17 protein-coding genes and 1 tRNA gene are annotated in these 19,288 nt (G+C 50.4%); 14 read left to right on the forward strand and 4 right to left on the reverse strand.

The genetic code is table 11. The annotated features are described in order from the left end of the window. The first annotated feature begins 3 nt into the window (after positions 1-3). From KB559_RS07465 to KB559_RS07475, 3 genes are all read left to right on the forward strand, one after another. Positions 4-336, forward strand: coding sequence for a hypothetical protein (locus KB559_RS07465; RefSeq protein WP_211021110.1), 333 nt, complete (start codon positions 4-6; stop codon positions 334-336). A 160-nt stretch (positions 337-496) separates the two neighbouring features. Then, positions 497-712, forward strand: a complete 216-nt coding sequence (locus tag KB559_RS07470; RefSeq protein ID WP_211021111.1) for a hypothetical protein — start codon at positions 497-499, stop codon at positions 710-712. 70 nt (positions 713-782) lie between these two features. Further along, positions 783-1,127: a carboxymuconolactone decarboxylase family protein gene (locus KB559_RS07475; RefSeq protein ID WP_211021112.1), complete on the forward strand. Its 345-nt coding sequence runs from the start codon at positions 783-785 to the stop codon at positions 1,125-1,127. Positions 1,128-1,266: 139 nt separating this feature from the next. Here the strand turns inward: KB559_RS07475 and KB559_RS07480 are convergent, their stop codons facing one another. Beyond that, a complete protein-coding gene (locus tag KB559_RS07480) occupies positions 1,267-1,647 on the reverse strand; it encodes a YhjD family protein (RefSeq protein ID WP_211021113.1) in 381 nt (126 codons plus the stop codon). Positions 1,648-1,824: 177 nt separating this feature from the next. Here KB559_RS07480 and KB559_RS07485 point away from each other — a divergent pair. Next, positions 1,825-1,911 (forward strand) — tRNA-Leu (locus KB559_RS07485). Positions 1,912-2,348: 437 nt separating this feature from the next. Next, positions 2,349-5,720 (forward strand): alpha-amylase family glycosyl hydrolase, encoded by a 3,372-nt coding sequence (locus KB559_RS07490; RefSeq protein ID WP_247681646.1) that lies wholly within the window; start codon positions 2,349-2,351, stop codon positions 5,718-5,720. A gap of 32 nt (positions 5,721-5,752) precedes the next feature. Here KB559_RS07490 and KB559_RS07495 read toward each other — a convergent pair whose 3' ends face one another. Beyond that, positions 5,753-6,781, reverse strand: coding sequence for a LacI family DNA-binding transcriptional regulator (locus KB559_RS07495; protein WP_211021114.1), 1,029 nt, complete (start codon positions 6,779-6,781; stop codon positions 5,753-5,755). A 217-nt stretch (positions 6,782-6,998) separates the two neighbouring features. Then, the gene (locus tag KB559_RS07500) at positions 6,999-8,189 is read right to left on the reverse strand and encodes an ROK family protein (RefSeq protein ID WP_211021499.1); all 1,191 of its coding nucleotides are present in this window, start codon (positions 8,187-8,189) and stop codon (positions 6,999-7,001) included. Between the two features lie 298 nt (positions 8,190-8,487). Here KB559_RS07500 and KB559_RS07505 point away from each other — a divergent pair, with 298 nt between their 5' ends. Together KB559_RS07505 and KB559_RS07510 are read left to right on the forward strand one after the other, a co-directional pair. Further along, entirely contained in the window at positions 8,488-9,099 is a 612-nt protein-coding gene (locus KB559_RS07505) for a chromate transporter (RefSeq protein WP_247681647.1), read from the forward strand. Between the two features lie 14 nt (positions 9,100-9,113). Beyond that, positions 9,114-9,647 carry a chromate transporter gene (locus KB559_RS07510; protein ID WP_211021116.1) on the forward strand — a complete coding sequence of 178 codons (534 nt, stop codon included), beginning with the start codon at positions 9,114-9,116 and terminating at the stop codon, positions 9,645-9,647. 106 nt (positions 9,648-9,753) lie between these two features. On the opposite strand, the gene KB559_RS07515 is transcribed toward KB559_RS07510, so the two are convergent. Further along, a complete protein-coding gene (locus KB559_RS07515) occupies positions 9,754-11,292 on the reverse strand; it encodes a sulfatase family protein (protein WP_211021117.1) in 1,539 nt (512 codons plus the stop codon). Between the two features lie 103 nt (positions 11,293-11,395). Here KB559_RS07515 and KB559_RS07520 point away from each other — a divergent pair, with 103 nt between their 5' ends. From KB559_RS07520 to KB559_RS07545, 7 genes are all read left to right on the forward strand, one after another. Further along, positions 11,396-12,274: a helix-turn-helix transcriptional regulator gene (locus tag KB559_RS07520; RefSeq protein WP_348772898.1), complete on the forward strand. Its 879-nt coding sequence runs from the start codon at positions 11,396-11,398 to the stop codon at positions 12,272-12,274. A gap of 71 nt (positions 12,275-12,345) precedes the next feature. Continuing rightward, positions 12,346-14,139 carry a sensor histidine kinase gene (locus KB559_RS07525; RefSeq protein ID WP_211021118.1) on the forward strand — a complete coding sequence of 598 codons (1,794 nt, stop codon included), beginning with the start codon at positions 12,346-12,348 and terminating at the stop codon, positions 14,137-14,139. Between the two features lie 3 nt (positions 14,140-14,142). Then, positions 14,143-14,280, forward strand: coding sequence for a response regulator (locus KB559_RS25100; RefSeq protein ID WP_247681648.1), 138 nt, complete (start codon positions 14,143-14,145; stop codon positions 14,278-14,280). A gap of 8 nt (positions 14,281-14,288) precedes the next feature. Further along, positions 14,289-15,659, forward strand: a complete 1,371-nt coding sequence (locus tag KB559_RS07530; RefSeq protein WP_247681649.1) for a helix-turn-helix domain-containing protein — start codon at positions 14,289-14,291, stop codon at positions 15,657-15,659. A gap of 122 nt (positions 15,660-15,781) precedes the next feature. Then, positions 15,782-17,368, forward strand: coding sequence for an extracellular solute-binding protein (locus KB559_RS07535; RefSeq protein ID WP_211021119.1), 1,587 nt, complete (start codon positions 15,782-15,784; stop codon positions 17,366-17,368). 33 nt (positions 17,369-17,401) lie between these two features. Then, positions 17,402-18,361, forward strand: a complete 960-nt coding sequence (locus KB559_RS07540; RefSeq protein WP_211021120.1) for an ABC transporter permease — start codon at positions 17,402-17,404, stop codon at positions 18,359-18,361. A gap of 18 nt (positions 18,362-18,379) precedes the next feature. After that, positions 18,380-19,276: a carbohydrate ABC transporter permease gene (locus KB559_RS07545; RefSeq protein ID WP_211021121.1), complete on the forward strand. Its 897-nt coding sequence runs from the start codon at positions 18,380-18,382 to the stop codon at positions 19,274-19,276. The last annotated feature ends 12 nt before the right edge of the window (positions 19,277-19,288 follow it).

The following is a 19,288-nucleotide window of genomic DNA, read 5'->3' on the forward strand; positions in this document are numbered from 1 at the left end:
AAAATGGGGAATGAATCTGTAGTGAACGCGGAATTTTTTATTTCAAAATTGTCCGAAGCCAAGGTGACTTTCGAGCGTGCCCTGGATTGCAAACATACGGAATTTGATGACCTTTATCCCTATATGCTTGAGCATCCCCAGTTCTTCTGGTATAAGCGCTACGTGGCCTGGTCACAACTGCTGACGATCGCGGGGCTGTGCGAGGAACTCGGTGTTGCCTGGAAAGAGGAGTTCAGTCCGCAGCAGGTTGTTTACTTGCAGCAACGGGTCATGTCCGCGAAAGTGCTTGATTTCTGGTTTGAGAAGAACGACAGCAAGGAGCATGCTCAGCGTTAAGGGTGTATCACAATTAGCCGCAGGCTGGTCGGTCGGTTCTTGATGAGACTAAGTGATGCCGGATAGAAAGTATGGAATATTCAAGGACTCCGTCAGTTTGCTGCGGAGTCTTTTTTTGTTAAGATAATGAATGTAAGTTTCTTATAAGGCGGTGATTTCAATGATTTCCGATGAAGAGTTGAATGAATATAGACTGTCCGGGGAAAAGGTGCGCGTTGTGAGGGACGCGATCCCCGAGAACGATATCCGGGGCATTGTCGTCGCGTGGGATGAAACTCATGTATTGATTCGAAGACCGAACCGGAATGTAGTCAAGCTGGACCGGAGCTATAGCTACCGTCCTTCCCGGGAACCGAGGGTTTTGCCGGAGGAATAGCATATTTTTGGCATGGCGGGACAACGTAAGGTAGGAAGTTAATCTCCTGCAGAAAGGAAGCTAATACCTTATGTCACTCGTCAACGACAAAATCAAGGCTTATAAAGATCAGATCAGTCATTACGGAGAAGCGGTTCCCGGTGCGACGGAGGCTTACCATGCCTTTACCGGAGAAAGCTTTGGCGACGGAGTGCTGGATGCAAAGACGAAGCAACTCATTGCCCTAGGCATTGCGTTGTCCACCAACAATGAAGTGTGCACGTATTATCACGCCTCTGAAGCCAAATCCAAAGGAGCGTCCGAAGCGGAGCTTCTGGAGACGGTAGCCGTCGCCTCGGCGGCACTGGCCGGAAATGCTTTGTCTCAGGGCGTGATCCGGGTTCAGGAAGCCTTGGGGGAAACTCCGATTAACTAGCGCCGTGGCAAGATACTAATGTGTTTACCCAAGGAAACCGTAATGAAAATATAAAAATTACCCGTTCAAGGTGCCCCTGCAGATGAAAATATTGGTCTGTAGGGGTGTTTTTTTTACGATCAGAACGACGACTTGTTGATCACATTGGAAGAGGAACCCCAGCGCTTCCTAAATAGGCTCGGATCCGGAAAGAAGTTTCCCTCTGGAGAGCCTGCCACGATATTTTCATGTGACCACGATATTCTCTGCAGAGATATTCGGCTTCAACCCCTTGATCGTCCTGGTGTAGTCCGATTAATGTGATTCCGAGTTGTTGGAGCTCCGCCCCAATCTCTTCCTGAATCAAACATGCGCGTTGTTCTGCGATATGGATCATATCTGTATAAAGTTCTGGATTCCTCAAAGTGCTGCATTCTTTTAAAACACGGGCATCACGCTGCAAAATACGTCGGGTGATTAGGAGTAGAATTACGCTTCGAATTAGCACCAATTCTTCTTCCGTCATGCCGGGAACCTTCATTTGAACACCACCTTTGTATACATATTAAATCTCTAAAGGGAACTTGTGTTCCTATTTTAACCCGATTCCCATGAGATTAAAAGTGCTTGAACTAAATTTCTGTTGACTCGAAATAACCGGCGTGGTATATTATATCTTGTCGCTGCGGAAAACACTTTCCTGCAAGTCAGACAACATGCGGTCGTGGCGGAATTGGCAGACGCGCACGGTTCAGGTCCGTGTGGGCTAACCCCCGTGGAGGTTCGAATCCTCTCGACCGCACCATACATAACATGCTAAACTCCAGAGAAATCTGGAGTTTTTTTGTTTTTCTTCCGCAAGAACGGGCAGGTGAGTTGCCTCTTTTTTTGAAGGAAATGTCTCGACGGATCAAGATATTTATGACATTTACGGAGCGCTGGACGACAAGATCAGAGGAGAAGTTTGGAAAAAGCTTTTAATAATCCATATATTGACAACAACGCAAAATCATGATATTTTCTTGTTGGAAAACCGGTTTCCCTTTGTGGTGAAATTATATGAACCTGGAAGGAGCTGAGCGGAAGCGAAAGGTTCGCGAAAGGAATAAAATCGGCAAGCCGGAGTTCGCAGCCGGACAAACAGTAGCATACAACAGTGGCAGGTTGGCAGATGAGAGTAACGGGAAGAGAGACGAACTACCTTTTGTAAGCGCTTTATAAATCAAAGGAGGGATTAAATTGATGATTAATAAGCGTCGCTTAACTCAAATCTTTATGGTCGCCATCATGTTCCTGTCGATTACCGTGAATGCGTTCATTGTTGCACCGAAACAAGCGCACGCCGCAAGTATTGGCACCGTGGATGAGAACGACACCATCTATCAAATCATGGTGGACAGGTTCCACGACGGTGATAAGTCGAACAATGCCACGGGAGCTGCCATCCGGTATGCCGAGAACGGCGAGGAAGATTTCCGCTACATGAAGGGCGGGGATTGGCAGGGAGTTATTGATAAGCTTCCGTATATTCACAACATGGGCTATACGGCAATCTGGATTTCTCCTGTCGCCGAGCCGCAGATGACGAACCGGGACAATAACGGAACCGGCCGCAACACGGCTTATCACGGTTACAACGTGAAGGATCCCAACGCCGCGAATCCATACTTCGGTACGAAGGAAAAGCTGAAGGAACTCGTGGACAGCGCGCACGCGCTCGGGATCAAGGTCATCATCGACGTCGTGCCGAACCATGTCGGTGACTACATGCTCGGGACACAAGCTTACTATGACATTCCGAGCCTGCAGCCGGCGGCTCCATTCAATAATCCTTCCTGGTATCACCACAACGGGGATATCAACTGGTCGCTCGTTGACGGCAACTACACGCAATGGGCCCAGGACTACATCGAGAATCACGACTTGGCCGGACTCGACGATATTGACTTCGACGTGCCTGCGGCCAAATCCGCCATCTTTAGTTCGATTAAAGGCTGGTTCGATTATACGGGAGCCGACGGAGCACGCGTGGATGCGGCGAAGCTGATCAAGCCGACGGACATCGGCGAACTGCAGAACTTGCTCGGCGTGAATACGTTCGGGGAAAATTTCGACGGCAACGCGGAATTCGTCTCGCGCTGGGTAGGCCAGAACAAAGAATGGGGAATGCTTGACTTCCCGCTGTTCTTCTCGGTTCTAAACAGCTTCGCTTACGGTCAGTCTTTCGAATCCAACATCAAGAGCACATTGGCTCAGGACTCATACTATAACGGCAACGCCAATCATATGGTAACGTTTATCGACAACCACGACCGTAACCGGTTCTTGACCGAAGCGGGAGGAAGCGTCGAAAAATTGCAAAACGCGCTGACCTTTATCTTCACGGTGCGCGGCGTACCTGTCGTCTTCCAAGGCACCGAGCAGAACAAGGGTAACGGCAACGGCTCCATTATTACCGGAGGCATCGCCGATACGTGGAACCGTTGGTCGATGGTGAAGCGCGACGCCAACGGCAATGTCATTCAAGACTATTTCAACGAAAATACGAGCACCTATAAATATGTGGCGAAGCTAAATCAGATTCGCAAAAATCACGAGGCTCTGCGCAAAGGCACCCAGCGTGAAATGTGGTCGGCTCAGAATCTGTACGCCTTCTCCCGCCGCATGGATAGTGGTGCCAACACGGGTCAAGAGGTCATTTCCGTCTTCAGTAACGCTTCCAGCGGTACACAGACGGTGACGATCCCGCTTCGCGTCGAAAGCACGCTTGCGGTCGGTACTGTGCTGGTGAATCAGCTCAATACTTCCGACACGGTAACCGTGGCCTCCGGAGGTGTGACGGGCAAGCAGATTACGGTAAGCATCGGGGCCAACTCCTCCAAAATATACGCGAAGGCGCAATCGGACACGACAGCTCCGACAGTTCCGGGTAATGTCACGGCAACCGTTCAGAGCTCCACTAGCGTGAAGCTGACCTGGACGGCATCGAGCGACAATGTCGGGGTTACCGGCTATGAAGTGTACCGGGACGGCGTCAAGGTCGGAACGGCGAACGGCACTTCTTATATCGATAGCGGCCTGTCGGTAAATACGACATACTCCTATACGGTAAAGGCTTATGATGCGGCGGGTAACAAGTCCGCAGCCAGCTCGCCACCGGCAACGGTTAAGACGGGAGCACCGGACACGGAGGCGCCGAGCGTGCCGCAGAACGTGAGCGCTACTGCATCTTCGTCTTCTTCAGCAACAATTACATGGAGCGCGTCGAGTGACAATGTCGCCGTCACAGGCTATGAAGTTTACAGAAATGGGGTCAAGGTTGGAACTACGGCTACAACTTCTTATACGGATACGGGGCTAGCGGCAAGTACGTCTTACTCCTATACGGTGAAGGCTTACGATGCGGCGGGCAACTTGTCGGCGTTCAGTGCAGCAGCGCTTGTTACGACGGCAGCAGGCAATAATGTGACGATCTATTATAAACAAGGCTTTACGACACCGTATATTCATTATCGTCCGGCAGGAGGAACATGGACGACGGCTCCGGGCGTACCGATTCCAGCCTCAGAATATGCGGGATATAACAAAATCACGATCAACATCGGTACGGCTACCCAGTTGGAAGCCTGCTTCAATAATGGCGCCGGAACGTGGGACAGCAACAATTCGCAAAACTATCTTTTCGGCGTTGGCACATGGACATACACCCCGACCGGCCATATCACGGCGGGAGGGCCAATCGTTGATGGGAACGCCCCGAGCGTGCCGCAAAACGTGAGCGCGACGGCATCCGGTACTTCAGCAACCGTAACGTGGACGGCGTCAACGGACGACGTGGCGGTGACCGGATACGAAGTGTACCGCAACGGCACGAAGGTCGGAACTACGGCTACAACAAGCTATAGTGATACTGGCTTGGCTGGAAACACAACTTACAATTACACGGTGAAGGCCTACGATGCGGCGGGTAATGTATCTGCTGAGAGCGCGGCCGCTACCGTCACGACTCAAGCGGGGAATACGGCAACGATCTACTACAAGAACGATTCGTTCTCGTCCAAATACATTCATTACAAACTGGACGGATCTACGACCTGGACGACGGCACCGGGCGTGCAAATGAGTTCTTCACCGTTCGCCGGCTACAGCGTCGCCACGATTGATCTTGGCTCAGCTACGGGATTGACGGCAGCGTTCAATAACGGAGCGGGCTCGTGGGACAATAATGGAGGAAATAATTATCACTTTGGAAGCGGACCGTCGAGCCTGGTGAACGGGAATTTGAGCCCGGGCGAACCGCAAGCGGACAGTGTGACGTTCCGGGTATCAGTGCCGACGAACACACCGGTTGACAGTCCGGTGTATATCTCCGGCAGCTTTAACAGCTGGAATGCGGCCGATTCTGCATATCAGTTGACGAAGGAGAGCGACGGAACTTATAGCATTACATTGAACTGGCCGACGGGGACGGCGGTTCAATACAAATTTACAAGGGGCTCATGGACAAGCGTAGAAGTTGGAGCCAATGGGGCTGACGTCAATAATCGGACGCTGAGCCCGTCCGGAGGCGCGCAGACCATCCCGGTTACCGTCGCTCGTTGGAAGGATTTATAGTAATAAAGGAAAGAAAGAGCCGGACAGGAGTCTCACTCCAGTCCGGCTTTTCTTTTGAGGGTTGATTCCCGTATATTAAGTTTTGGTTGAAGAAGTAAGGAAGGATAAGGAAGGTCAGGTTGGTTCATTACTTCGATCAGCATTCTGCCCGCCGTAGCGCCCAACTGGAATGTATCGATGAAAAGGCTTGTAAGCGGCGGATTTGTATGCGGCGAGAACGGATAATCGTCAAACGTCGCAATACCAATTTCACGGGGGATGGCTATACCCGCTTGTTGAATTGCCTTTAGTGCCCCAAAGGCGGAGTAATTGTTCATGCACACGAGCGAGTCCGGCGGATGATCGTTTCTTAGCAATTCCAGCACGGCTTGATAGCCGTGATTCTCATCGGCTACACCGTGAATGGTGCGGTCTTCCCGATACGGTATTCCGGCTTCCAGCAGGGCTTGCCTGTATCCTTGGTGGCGTTTGGTGAAGATTCTCTCTAACGGTTCCCCTCCGATAAAAGCGATGTCGCGATAGCCTTCATCAAGTAAATGACCGGTAAGCATCCGGCCCCCTTCGGCATTATCATAGTCCGCCCATGGTACAGGCAAGGAATGAAATTCACCGATCGTCACGAAAGGGAAGTCGAGGCTGTTCAATGTCTTGACCATATCTTCGCTCATAATAGCATTGTTAGCAATCAATCCGTCGATGCGGCCGCTACGGACAAGCCGGTTTATTACGTTACGTTCCGGGTCGTCCTGCTGCATATTGGCAATCGTCAATTCGTACTTCATCGGGCCGATGACGCTCTCGATACCGGATATGATATTAAGGAAGAACGGGTTCATATACTCGCTTTCCCGGGCCATATCAATGAGCATCCCTATATTATGACTACTCCGCTTAGCCAAGCGCGTTGCGATGCTGCTGGGTGTGTAGTTCATTTGCTCCATGATCTCCCGTACTCTGGTTTTGGTCTCCTTAGAGATCTTCGGAGAATCGTTAAGTACTTTCGATACGGTGGATTTCGCTACGTTGGCTGCCTTTGCAATATCTTGAATCGTAACTTTCATGAGCATTCCTCCCGGCATTAGGTTAGGGAAACCGGTTTCACAACAAAACATAAAAAATTGAACCCGTTTAACCACAATATACCATATCCTGCATGGAACGACCATGAAGTTTCTCATGAAAGGCATTTCCGTCCATGCTCAAGCACTAACCTGGCAGGGCAAGCAGCCGGGTGTATGCACTGCTCGGCTTACCAGTACAAGTAAATGCTTGATGACCTTAGTTTCCTTCCCATGACTGAAGAATCATAATGGCCGCTCCGGTGGCTACTGCCTCATCGGTAAGCACGCCCTGAGTAAAGACCGGGCTGTATTCCGGAAAGTGGTAAATGTTCTTCTTGGCGACCTCCAGCGAGACATCCAAGACCAGTTGATGCGCGCTGACGAGAGGCCCTCCTAAAATCACGTACTCCGGATGCAGGGCATTAATCAGGTTAGCCAGTCCAATCCCCAAGTAAGCTGCCGTTTCTTTAAATTGTTCCGTGACCAGAAGATCGCCTTGCGAAAGGGCGTCGACCAAGGTGGCAAAGTTGACCTGTTCCGGAGAAAGGCCGGACAGCAGGCTGCTGCGTCCTATTTTTAACTGCGTGCGGACACGCTCCTCAAGGGACGGTACCGACACGAATGCTTCCAATGCCCCGTAGTTGCCTTTGCCGCTAAGTCTTGGCCCGTTAGCCTGAATGATCATTTGGCCGACCGCCCCTTCGGTATCGACAGCACCCCGAAGAATTTGCCCGCCTGACATCATGGCCGAACGAATGGTAACCCCTGCGTGGACGTAGAGGGCGTGCTGGATGTTTTCGGTCCGGAGCGCCCAATGTTCACCGATTAGGGCCGTGTTTGCACCATTGTCGAGTTTGGCCGGAATCCCCAGCGACTCCCCCAGCATTTCGCAAATCGGGACGTTTGTCCAAGATGGAGCCGGGAACAATTCCGGTTCAAGAATGATTCCTTTCTTTTGATCCAGCGGGCCAACCGCGCCGATTCCTATGCCTAGAACGTCGCTAGTCGAAATTCCGTGCTCGGAGAGAAATCCCCGGGCTCCATTCGTGACATGTGAAACTAGCCGCTCGGGCGTCATAGTGCCGTCCATTTTCCAGCGGGTCACGGATATGGTATTGAGGTGCATGTCATATAAGCCGAGCGTGGAGTAAATGCGGGATATTTCCAAACCGAATATATAACGGTATTTCGGATTGGTCTGGAAAAGAATCGGCTTTCTCCCGCCGGTGGAACTGCCCAGTCCGGAGACAACGATCAAACCTTGTGAGGACATTTCATCCAGCAGGCGGGTCATGCTGCTGCTGGTCAAAGAAAAATGAGTCAACAAATCGGCCTTGGAGACGGTCCCGAGATAGGAAATCCGATCGTAAACCTGTTTTTTTATCGAAGAATTGGAATGAGGCATCATATGTATTTTCTCCATTTCCAAGTTAATTAGTCGGGATATCACAAGTATAACGGCATCAATAAGTTATTTCCAGCTAATATCATCAGAATAGTCGACATAATATCAAAATGGAATTTTCTCGGGCTAAAATCTATATTATATAGACCTATTATGAGGTTTTATCGGATTATTTACAATTGTAGGCTAAAACTTTAATCCAAAATGAAATTAATGTGCTATAATGCTAATAGCTTCTTATAGATGAGCATAACGAGACAATAGAGGGTGAAATGGGATGAACCATACGGTTACCCGGCAAATGAAACTAATCTTTAATATTTTTGGTGTCTTTCTGAAAATCGGTCCTTCCACTTTTGGGGGAGGATATGCGATGATCGCCACGATCGAACAGGAGATCGTTTGTAAGAGGCGATGGATGGATGAAAAGGAAATGGGAGACATGGTGTCCGTCTCGGGCTCAGCTCCCGGGGGAGTTGCGGTGAACTGCGCCGCATTTATCGGCTATCGTCTCGGAGGTGTACTGGGGGCGGTGGCTGCTGTAACGGCGATAACGCTGCCTACTTTTTTCATTGTTTTTCTGCTAAGTTTTCTTAGTGTCATTTTTAAAGATAACGCAAAGGTGGAAGCCGCGCTGAAAGGCATTCATGCCGCGGTCATTTCTTTAATTATTTTAGCAGCCTTCAAGATGTGGAAATCATCCGTTCTGGATACCGCCACGCTGATCATTGCGGCCTCTGCGGTAATTCTTCTGTTATTTACGGGAATTCATTCTTTCTATCTAATCCTTGGCGGTCCGATTGCCGGGATAGCTATCGTCTTGTTCAAGCGAAGTAAAGGGATGTTCGTAAAAACGGAAAAGGAGCAGACCGAAGAGAAACGGGAGTTGCATTTCCCGGAATACTACATCTGAAGGGTGATCATCGCATGTTGTGGCAGTTGTTTTTGGTTTTTATCAAGGTTGGGCTCATTTCGTTCGGAGGCGGCTATGCGGTAATGACGCTAATTCAGCGGGAGGTGGCAGGCAAAGGTTGGGTGGAGGCCGGAGAGTTTCAGGAGATCGTATCTTTGGCGGGAATGGCACCCGGCTCCATTGCGACGAATACAGCCACATTGATCGGATACTCGCAAAGCGGTTTTTTGGGGGCCGTGGCGGCCACGGTCGGCATCATTTTGCCATCTTTAATTATCGTAATTATTTTAACGGCTTCCTTCATAAGATTGCAGAACAATGATTTGGTCAAATCGTCGTTTTACGGATTGCGTCCGGTTGTGACGGGGTTAATTATTTACGCCGCGATCCACTTCGGTCTTAGCGGGCGGAGCGAATCTCTGTTGAGCTGGTCTATGGCCGGGACGCTGCTGATCTGTGCCGGGTGCCTCACCTTAGTGACCAAATACAAGGTCCATCCCTTTGGTGTGATTTTGCTGGCCGCTGTGGCAGGTATCGTTATTTTTTAAAAAAAGCGTGAGCGAAGGGGCAATGCCCTTACGCTCACGCTTTTTGCATTCAAATAGGTTTCCCGGCTTCCACTCGACTTCCACTCAGACGAAACAACCGGTGACATCACGCATGATGAATTCTCGGCATAGGCAACGGTTCTTTGCCGAGTTCGGCCCAAATGTATTTAAGCAGCAGCTCGCTTTTCAAGGATTCACATCCCGGTTCGCTCCATAAGTTATGAAGCTCTGCCGGGTCTTCCTGAAGATCGAAAATTTCCCCATAAGTCTGATTGTAGTAAACCGTAATTTTATAACGATCATCGACGTACGTCTTTTGATGAATTGTCGACGGCTCATGCCTGAATTCGCAAATTGCGTGGTCTCTCGCCAGTTTCTTGCTGCCAAGCCATACGTCTTTTTGGTCGACGCCGGTCATGGACGATGGAATCGGCAGATTGCAAAACGATAAGAAGGTCGGCGCCAAATCCACCAAGGACTGGATTGCGTTTGAGACTTTGCCGGCGGGTACCTGGTCAGGATAGCGGACGATGAACGGCAGCTTGATCAAGTCCTCATAATGGAATCCGCCCTTGGCCTGGAGACCGTGCTGACCGAAGAAGTGGCCATGATCGGTCGTGAAGACGACGAGCGTATTGTCGGACAGCCCCAGTTCATCCAGCTTATCGAGGACTTTGCCGATATATTTGTCCATCATGCTGATCATTCCGTAATAAACGGCGACCAGCTTCTTCTTGTCATATTCGGTTAATCTCGCTTTTTCTCCGTATTCGTAATAATGATGGGAACGGTAGCCGTGAATACCGAACCCAGTCTCCATCAGATGGGTGAAATCAGGATTCTCTTCCTGTGTTAAGCCAAAATGCGGAGGATTTTTGTCGTGCTCTCCAGGCACCAGGGCAGGAATGGTCAGGTTATCCGGATCGTACATCGTATCCCAAGGCTCCGGCACCAAATATTCGGGATGAGGATCGAAGAAGCTGGCCCATAAGAAGAAGGGCTCTCCGGATTTCTTATGCTCCTCAAGACGTGCATTGCTCCGCTCGGCGATCCAGGTGTTGTAGTGGTATTTCTCGGGGATCGGCCATTTGTACGTTTGCGCCGGGTCCATCGTTCCGGTTGGCGGAAGGAAATAATCCCTCCAATTGGTGCAGCCCTGTTCCTCCATCCAAAGCGCGTAATGTTGGCCGATATGGGCTTCATTCGTATGGTTGCGGGCAAGCTCCACATGGTCGAAGCCATAGAAAGGCTCATTGAATCCCTTCCAATAATCCAAATCCTGCAAAATCGGATAAGCTTCCTTCGAAGGATATTCCGGCGTGGATTTCAATGGCTGGAAATGAGCTTTGCCGATCAGAGAGGTCTTGTACCCCGCTTCGCTGAAATCCTCTCCGACGGTATGACGGTCCTCCAGAAGTTTCGTCCCCAGCGTCCATGCTCCGTGCTGGCTTGGATACATCCCTGTAACGATGGAGGACCGGCTCGGGGTACAGGTCGGATTCGGGCAATAGGCCCGTCCGAATGTCGTTCCTTGCTGGGCCAGCCGATCCAAGTTCGGCGTGGATATTTCGGGATTGAACGCACCGATCGTATTCCAATGCTGTTGATCGCTTGTGATTAGTAAAATGTTAGGTCTACTGGACAATTTCAATCGCCTCCTATTATGATAATATTGTAATGTAAACGATTTATAAATAGCTTAGTGTTAGATTGAAATTGTCATTTTGTTATATTTAAGGAGGGGGATTATGTCTCAGGCGGTATGGAATATGCAGGAATATGATTACGAATACGCCGAGTTTATCTATTACACGCCCGGAGATTTGGATCGGGAGGGACAGCTATGGCCTGTTCGAGCGGGCCGTAGTCTCGCTAAGCCTAATTACAAGGTGGGTCCGAAAAGAATTGAATGCTACAGCCTTCATTTTGTACTGGAAGGGAAGATTAGCTTCGAATATGAGGATCAGCAGGTGGAATTGCAGAAGGATGATTTGTTCTGCCTTTTCCCGGGACAGACTTACCATTACTATTTGCTTCCTTCGGAACAGCCTTTGCGTATGAACTGGCTGGCTCTGGACGGAGGCCGGGTCATGCCCCTGCTGAAGCTTGCCGGAATTACACCGGAGCGGCCGTTTGCAAACGACAAAATGACGCCGCCGCTTAAGGATGCATTGGACCGCATGCTCGGCGCGATGGCGCGATTCGAGCGGTGGAATCCGGCGGTTTCACTGGAGCTCCAAGGATTGGCCTGCGAATTGTTGGCCGGTCTGATGACGGAATCGCCCGCTATACATGCTTCGGAACCTTCCGGCTGGATTCGCGAATGCATGGATTTTATGGAGCTTCACGCTACCGAGGGGATATCGGTTCAGCAGGTCGCGGCGTTTGCCGGCGTTCATCGTTCCTATTTTTCCTCTGCTTTTACCAATCAGGTCGGTGTCTCCCCGCAAAAATATATTCAGAACATCCGCATGGAGAAGGCCAGGCGACTGCTGGTCGAAACCGATGCGAGCGTGACGGAAATCGCTTTATCGCTCGGTTATCCGAACCTGTATACGTTCACGCGGGCGTTCAAGTCCTTTTACAACAAGCCGCCGCTATACGTTCGCTCGGCCGGCAGCCGCTGAAGAATGAATCGCTTTTTTGATAGCGCTTACTTCATGTGATTTTCCCTGATACTTGATAAGGAGGGGCCAACTTGAAATTCACATCAATATTCAGCAAAATTTCGCCGAAGCTTGGCATTCAGGGGAAAATATTTCTTGCCTTCGGGCTGCTCAGCCTTCTCTCCATCGTGACCATTGCCTCGATTGTCTACATGAACATGCGAGAGACGATCAAGCATAACGCCGTTACTTCTGTCGCGGACAGTATCCGCCAAGCCGATGAATCGCTCAACCTCATGCTGGAGGAGATCGATCGTCTGAACACGGTCGCAGTCACGAACAAGAACACGGTGATCGATACGGTGCTGAGCCCCAGTGAAGAAATCAGCTACGAATGGTTTCAGGAGCAGAAGAGGCTTACCGAGTTTCTATCGGGGCTGTTCTCTTACAAGCCTTATATATCCCGAATAGCGGTGATCGGATTAAACGGCAAAGTATTCTTTACGGGCAGTCCGTGGATCGACCGCAGTTTTCTGGACACGAAGACGATGGAATTCATGTTGAACAACGGAGAACGCCATGCCTATTTCAAGCAAAAAGGCACCTCGGATGCCATTTCCGTCGGGCGGGTCATTCGGTATAACCGGGAGACGATCGGCGTGGTGATGGTGGATTTGAAGTTTGATTTCATCCGCAATACGTACGGGGTGAAACCGACCGCCGACAGCATTCTATATGTCCTGGACGAACAAGGGGAGCTTGTGTACCAGTCCGATTCCGCCCCGTCCTCGGTCTCGCCGCAAATGCAGCAGGTCATTGATGGGAATGCGGGAACGTTCCAAGGAGCGAAGGAACAAAAGATCGATGGCAAATCCTATATCGTCGTAACCCAACGCTCCGAGCATACCGGCTGGGTTACCCGGGCGCTTGTCCCCCTTGACTCACTGCTGAGCGAGTCCGTCCGAATCCGTAACCTGATGATCGAGGTCTCGGTCATTGTCTTCGCCGTGGTTCTGCTCGGGTCGCTGCAAATGTCTTCGCGTACGACCCTGCAAATCAGGCGGTTAAAAACGATGATGATGCGGGTCAAGGACGGAAATCTGTCTTTTCCGAAAACGGAAATCAAAACGAAGGACGAGATCGGCGATCTGTACCGGGTGTTCATTAGCATGATCGATGATTTAAAGCGTTTGATGCAGGACATCCGGATCAGCGAGCAGGCGAAGCACGAGGCGGAGCTGACGGCGCTGCAGGCGCAGATCCGCCCCCATTTTCTCTACAATTCGCTTAATACGATCAAGTACCTGGCCCATTTGAACGGAGTACCGAATATCGAAGAGGTATCCGGCTCCTTAATCGAACTCATGCGAAGCGTGCTTGGCAATTCCAACGAGTTCCTGACCGTCAGGGAGGAGCTGGATTATGTGAACTGTTATGTCTCCATCGTGAAGTATAAGTACATGGAACCGATTCCTGTCCATATCGAGGTTGAGGATGACGCTTTACTGGAATGCCGGGTATTGAAGCTAATGCTTCAGCCGATCGTGGAAAATGCGATCCAGCACGGAATAGGCTTGGCCGCGAAGGGCGGATTCATTCTCATCCGGGTGTACGGGGAAAGAGGGGACTTAATGATTGAAATTGTGGATAACGGGCCGGGAATATCCAAGGAGAAAATCGATTCCATTCTGGGGGATACCAGCAAGAATGAGAGCCCGTCCCGCTTTAGCGGCATGGGTGTGCGCAACGTGCATGAAAGAATCCGGATCATGTACGGGGAGCCCTACGGAATTCAGCTGTTCAGTGAAGAAGGGCTGTACACCAAGGTTGTAATCCGGTTCCCTCAAATAGATCAGGTCCAACAATCTCCAAGGGAGGTGAGCTAGCAGATGCTTCAAGTAATGTTAGTAGATGACGAACCGCTGGTGCATCACCATTTGGGGGCGATGTCGGATTGGAAGAGCCATGGTTTTGAATTAAGCGGTGAAGCGTACAGCGGGTCTATGGCTCTTCAGGCTCGGCCGTAAAGACAATTATGCTCAGCAGCTATGATGACTATGATTATGTGCGCGAATGCCTTAGAAACGGAGCCGTCGATTACTTGCTCAAACACCGCCTGGATGAACAATCCCTGATCACCATTCTGAAAAAAGCGGAACAGGAGCTGCAGGAAGAAGCCAAGCAGCTTGGTTCCAGGGTGGCAGGCGGAGAAGCGGACGAGGGGAAAGGGATGGAATCTGTGCGCGAATCGGTAGCTCAGATGCTTATCGGCGTGCCGGGCGCTGCGCAAACGCTGGAGGAGGACATCCGGCAGAGTCGGCTATTTGCCAATTCGGTGCGGTTTGCGGCAGCCGCGGTCCAAATCGTCCCGTTCCGGCTTCTGACAGAATCGCGCAGCGATATGCAGATCAACCGTCTGGTCCGCCAAGCCGTGGAACTCGTACAGCAGAGTCTTGGAGATCCCGCTGAGCGGATGGCGGTATATGTGGAGAACGGCCGCCTGGGCGTGGTGTTTGCCTTCAAGGAGCGAAGCGAACAAGCCGCCGCCAGTGAAGCTGCAAGGCTCATGAGCAATGTCAGCCATTCGCTGGAGCTGTTCCTGAATTTGAAATGTATTTATGCGGTCGGGCATATTTGCGGCAGCATGTCCAAGCTCGAAGCCAGTTACCGCGGGGCGGAGCGGTCCATCGATGCGTCCTCCTCCTCCTTGAAGGAGGAGGACCGCGGTTCAAGCAGCCCGCGTCTTTCGTTGACCATTGAGGAACAGAAGCAGCTTCTTCTATCTATTGAAAGACTTGATAAGGAAGAGGTACATCGGTTGATCTCCGCCGTCTTTACCTCCATTCGGAAGCTGCCGCTTCATTCGCAAAGCGTTCAGATGGTCGTCAGCGAATTACTCTCGATCGGAGAGAAGACCGTGCCTATGGACGATGCCGCGGCGGTCGGATTACCTTCCCGGGAAGAGTTGGAGAATATCGGAAGCATGGCGGAAATCGAACAATGGCTCCTTACTTACTTTGAGAGCTTACTGGACCGGCTTCGCGAGCGTCAGGCATCCGGTCCATATTCAAGGCATGTCTCCCAAGCGATCATGCTCATTCTGGAACGGTATCAAAGCTACATTACGCTGGAGCTGGCAGCGGGGGCAATCGGGCTGAATACTTCTTATTTGAGCCGGATTTTCAAGGAAGAGACCCGGATGACCTTCTCCGAATATGTGAATCGGGTTCGCATTGACGCAAGCTGCAAGCTGCTGGAGAGCGGGCGGTTTACAGTTAAACAAATCAGCAGTCAGGTAGGCTTCACCACATATAACTACTTTTTCAAAGTGTTCAAGGAATCCACCGGCATGACGCCGCATGCTTATATGAGCCGGCCGGCCCGGGTGAGTAAATCCGTAAAATAAGTATAGTAAATAGTCAAATATGTAGAATTTGCAGTTCGAGCGGCTGAACTATAATGGGAACACATCAAAGGAAACGCTTACAACACGAGGCAAGGAACAAGATGAAGGAGGTCGTATTCGTAATGCAAAGACAATGGAGAAGAACGGCGATGAGCTTGATGATTATTGCCGCTCTGGCGCTCGGGGGCTGCAGCTCGGGCAACAATGGCAACAATGGCAACAAAGCTGCTGAGCCATCCAAGGGGACGGGAAATCAGACGGTAAGTAAAGATGGGTTCCCGATTGTACAGGAGCCGGTGAAGCTGAAAATGTTCACCCGGATCGCTCCGGTCAACGGACCTTTCAAGGAGATGCCGGTATTTCAGGATTACGAAAAAATGAGCAACGTCCAGATGGAATTCATTGAAGCGCCGACAGACGGATTCCCGGAGAAGAAAAACTTGCTCTTCGCATCCAATGAGTTGCCTGACATCATGTACCGCTCGAATATTACTCCATTGGAAGCCGTGCGTTACGGAGCCGGCGGGCAACTGATTCCATTGGAAGATTTGATTAAGGACTATGCACCGAATCTTAACAAACTGATGGAAGAGTATCCTGAAATTCGCGCATCGATCACTACGCCAGAAGGTCACATTTATACGATTCCCGGCATTGTTACGCTAGATTCGGCCCGGACAGACAAGAGATGGATTAATACGGCCTGGCTGGAAAAGTTGAACCTGAAGGTGCCCGAAACTCTTGATGAGTTGTATGATGTGCTGGTTGCTTTCCGCGATCAGGATCCGAACGGAAACGGACAGAAGGATGAAATTCCTATGACCTCTCGTGTGGTTGGACTTCCTATTGTGGCTGCTTTCAGCGGATCGTTCGGTCTTGACCTTCAATTCGGCTATAACGTCAACATTGCAGACGACAAGGTCGAAATCTGGATGGGAAGCGAGCGCAACAAAGAACTGCTTATGTACCTGAACAAGCTGTATGCGGAAAATCTGCTGGATCATGAAGTATTCTCTCAAACCGAAGCCCAATATTTGGCGAAACAAGGTTCCGGCAATACAGGGATATTCTTTGACCAGACGAATAATAACTTCCTGCCGATTTCCGATCAATATACCGGTATCGCACCGTTTGAAGGACCGCATGGCGATCGACTGCAAAGCCAAAACGCTCCGGTTCCGCGCGACCAGGGTGCATTTGCCATCACTTCGGTCAATAAATATCCTGAAGTGTCCATGCGTTGGATCGACTATTTCTTTAGCGACGAAGGCTCGACCCTGCTTAGATTCGGCCGGGAAGGCGAGCACTACGAGCTGGTAGATGGAATTCCAACCTACAAGCCTGAGTTCTCGACGGCTGAGACTCAACCGAAGCTTACGCCATATGCCGGCGGAGGCGCGCCTCACCTGATCAGTGAATACGTCGGTTCGTACATCAATCCTCCGCAAGTTCAGGAAGCGCAAAAGGCGCTGGACCCGTACATGCCGAAAATCCGTTATGCGGCTCCGATGTTTGACGAAGCAACAGCTCAAAAGGTGAATATGCTCCGCAATGATATCGACAAGTATTATGAAGAACAAAGCACGAAATTCATTGCAGGCTCATTGAGCTTCGACAAGTGGGATGAATTCCAGTCCACTTTGAAAAAGATGAACATCGAAGAGCTTCAGCAAATTTATCAAGACGCATATGACAAAATGGCTAAATAAGGCAGATCCTCTATGGGATAGGAGTGGATGTTCATGAAGAACGCAGAAATCCATGAGACTGCCGCGGCGCCCCAGTTCCGACCGGAACGGGGCAGCCGCCTTATCCGGCAAATCGCCAAGAGATACGATTTGTATCTCATGCTGCTTTTGCCGATCGCATGGTATTTGCTGTTTCATTACGGCCCGCTTTACGGGCTGCAGATTGCATTTAAAAATTTCGCCCCGGGCAAGGGAATCCTTGGCAGTAGTTGGGTGGGGCTCGAGCATTTCAAGCGTTTTTTCGATTCTTACTATTTCGGGCGATTGCTCTGGAACACACTGTCCATCAATCTGATTTCTTTACTGGTTGCTTTCCCGATCCCGATTATGCTGGCATTACTCATTAACGAGATTAGCAGCAAAACATACAGCAAATTGCTGCAAAACATTACCTACATCCCGCACTTTATTTCGGTTGTAGTTATCGTAGGAATTTTAACCGTGTTCCTCTCGCCTACCGGCCCGATCAATACACTGATTCAGGCTTTGGGAGGATCGCCGACCCGCTTCATGGAATCGGCAGGCTGGTTCAAGACGATTTTTATCGGCTCGAACATTTGGCAAAACATGGGCTGGCAATCGATCATTTACATCGCGGGGCTTAGCGGTATCAATCCGCAGCTGTACGAAGCGGCCAAGATGGACGGAGCTTCCCGCATGCGGCGCATTTGGCACGTCTCCCTGCCAGGGATCGTTCCTGTCATCGTCATTTTGCTCATTCTGGACATCGGCCAATTCATGAACATCGGCTTCGAGAAAATATTACTCATGCAAAACAACTTGAACCTCGAAGCGAGCGACGTCATTTCCACCTTCGTGTACACCACCGGGATTTTGAAGGGAGAATACAGTTACACCGCTGCAATTGGGCTATTCAACTCCTTGATTAACCTGACGCTGCTGCTGATGGTGAACCGGTTCGCACGGAAAACGTCGGAGACGAGCCTTTGGTAATGGAGGAGGAGACGAATAATGCCTAAAGAAGCAATCGTGAAAGGCCCATCGGATGAACGCTGGTTCGATGTTCTCGTATATTTCATCGCAGCGGTGATTATAATCATCGTGCTCTATCCTTTGGTATTTGTAGTCAGCGCTTCGTTCAGCGACCCGGCGAGGGTGTTGAACGGGGAGGTGTGGCTGCTTCCGAAGGGAATCACACTGGATGCCTACAATAACATTTTGCACAACGACAAGATCTGGATTGGTTACCGAAATTCGATTTTTTACACCGTCGTCGGTACGCTGATCAATATTACTATGACACTGTTGGCGGCTTATCCTTTATCAAGACCGGATTTACCGGGGCGTAAGGGACTCATGCTAATTATTACACTAACTATGTTCTTCAGCGGTGGCTTGATTCCGAGTTACCTGCTCGTCAAAAACCTGGGTATGGTCGATACAATGTGGGCACTCATTATTCCCGGGGCCATCTCCACGTACAATCTGATCGTTATGAGAACGTATTTCCAATCCAGCATCCCTTGGGAGCTGCAGGAGGCGGCCCATATCGACGGCTGCTCCAACTGGCGGCTGCTGATCAGCATTATTCTGCCGCTGTCGAAGCCGATTTTGGCGGTCATGGTTCTGTTCTATGCGGTCGGCCACTGGAACTCCTTCTTTAATGCGCTGATTTATATCCGCACGGAAGATCTGTATCCACTTCAATTGGTGCTGCGGGAAATCTTGATGATCAGCCAGTCTGCGGGCGTGGACGGCGGCAACGTCGGAATGGAGGAGAAGATTCTTCTTTCCGAGAGCATTAAATATGCGGTTATTATCGTATCCAGTCTGCCGGTACTGATTATGTATCCTTTCGTGCAGCGTCATTTTGTTAAGGGCGTCATGATCGGATCGATTAAAGGATAATGGCAAATGGCA

The organism is Paenibacillus sp. Marseille-P2973 (assembly GCF_018101095.1).
GTDB classification, from domain to species: Bacteria; Bacillota; Bacilli; order Paenibacillales; family Paenibacillaceae; genus Fontibacillus; species Fontibacillus vini.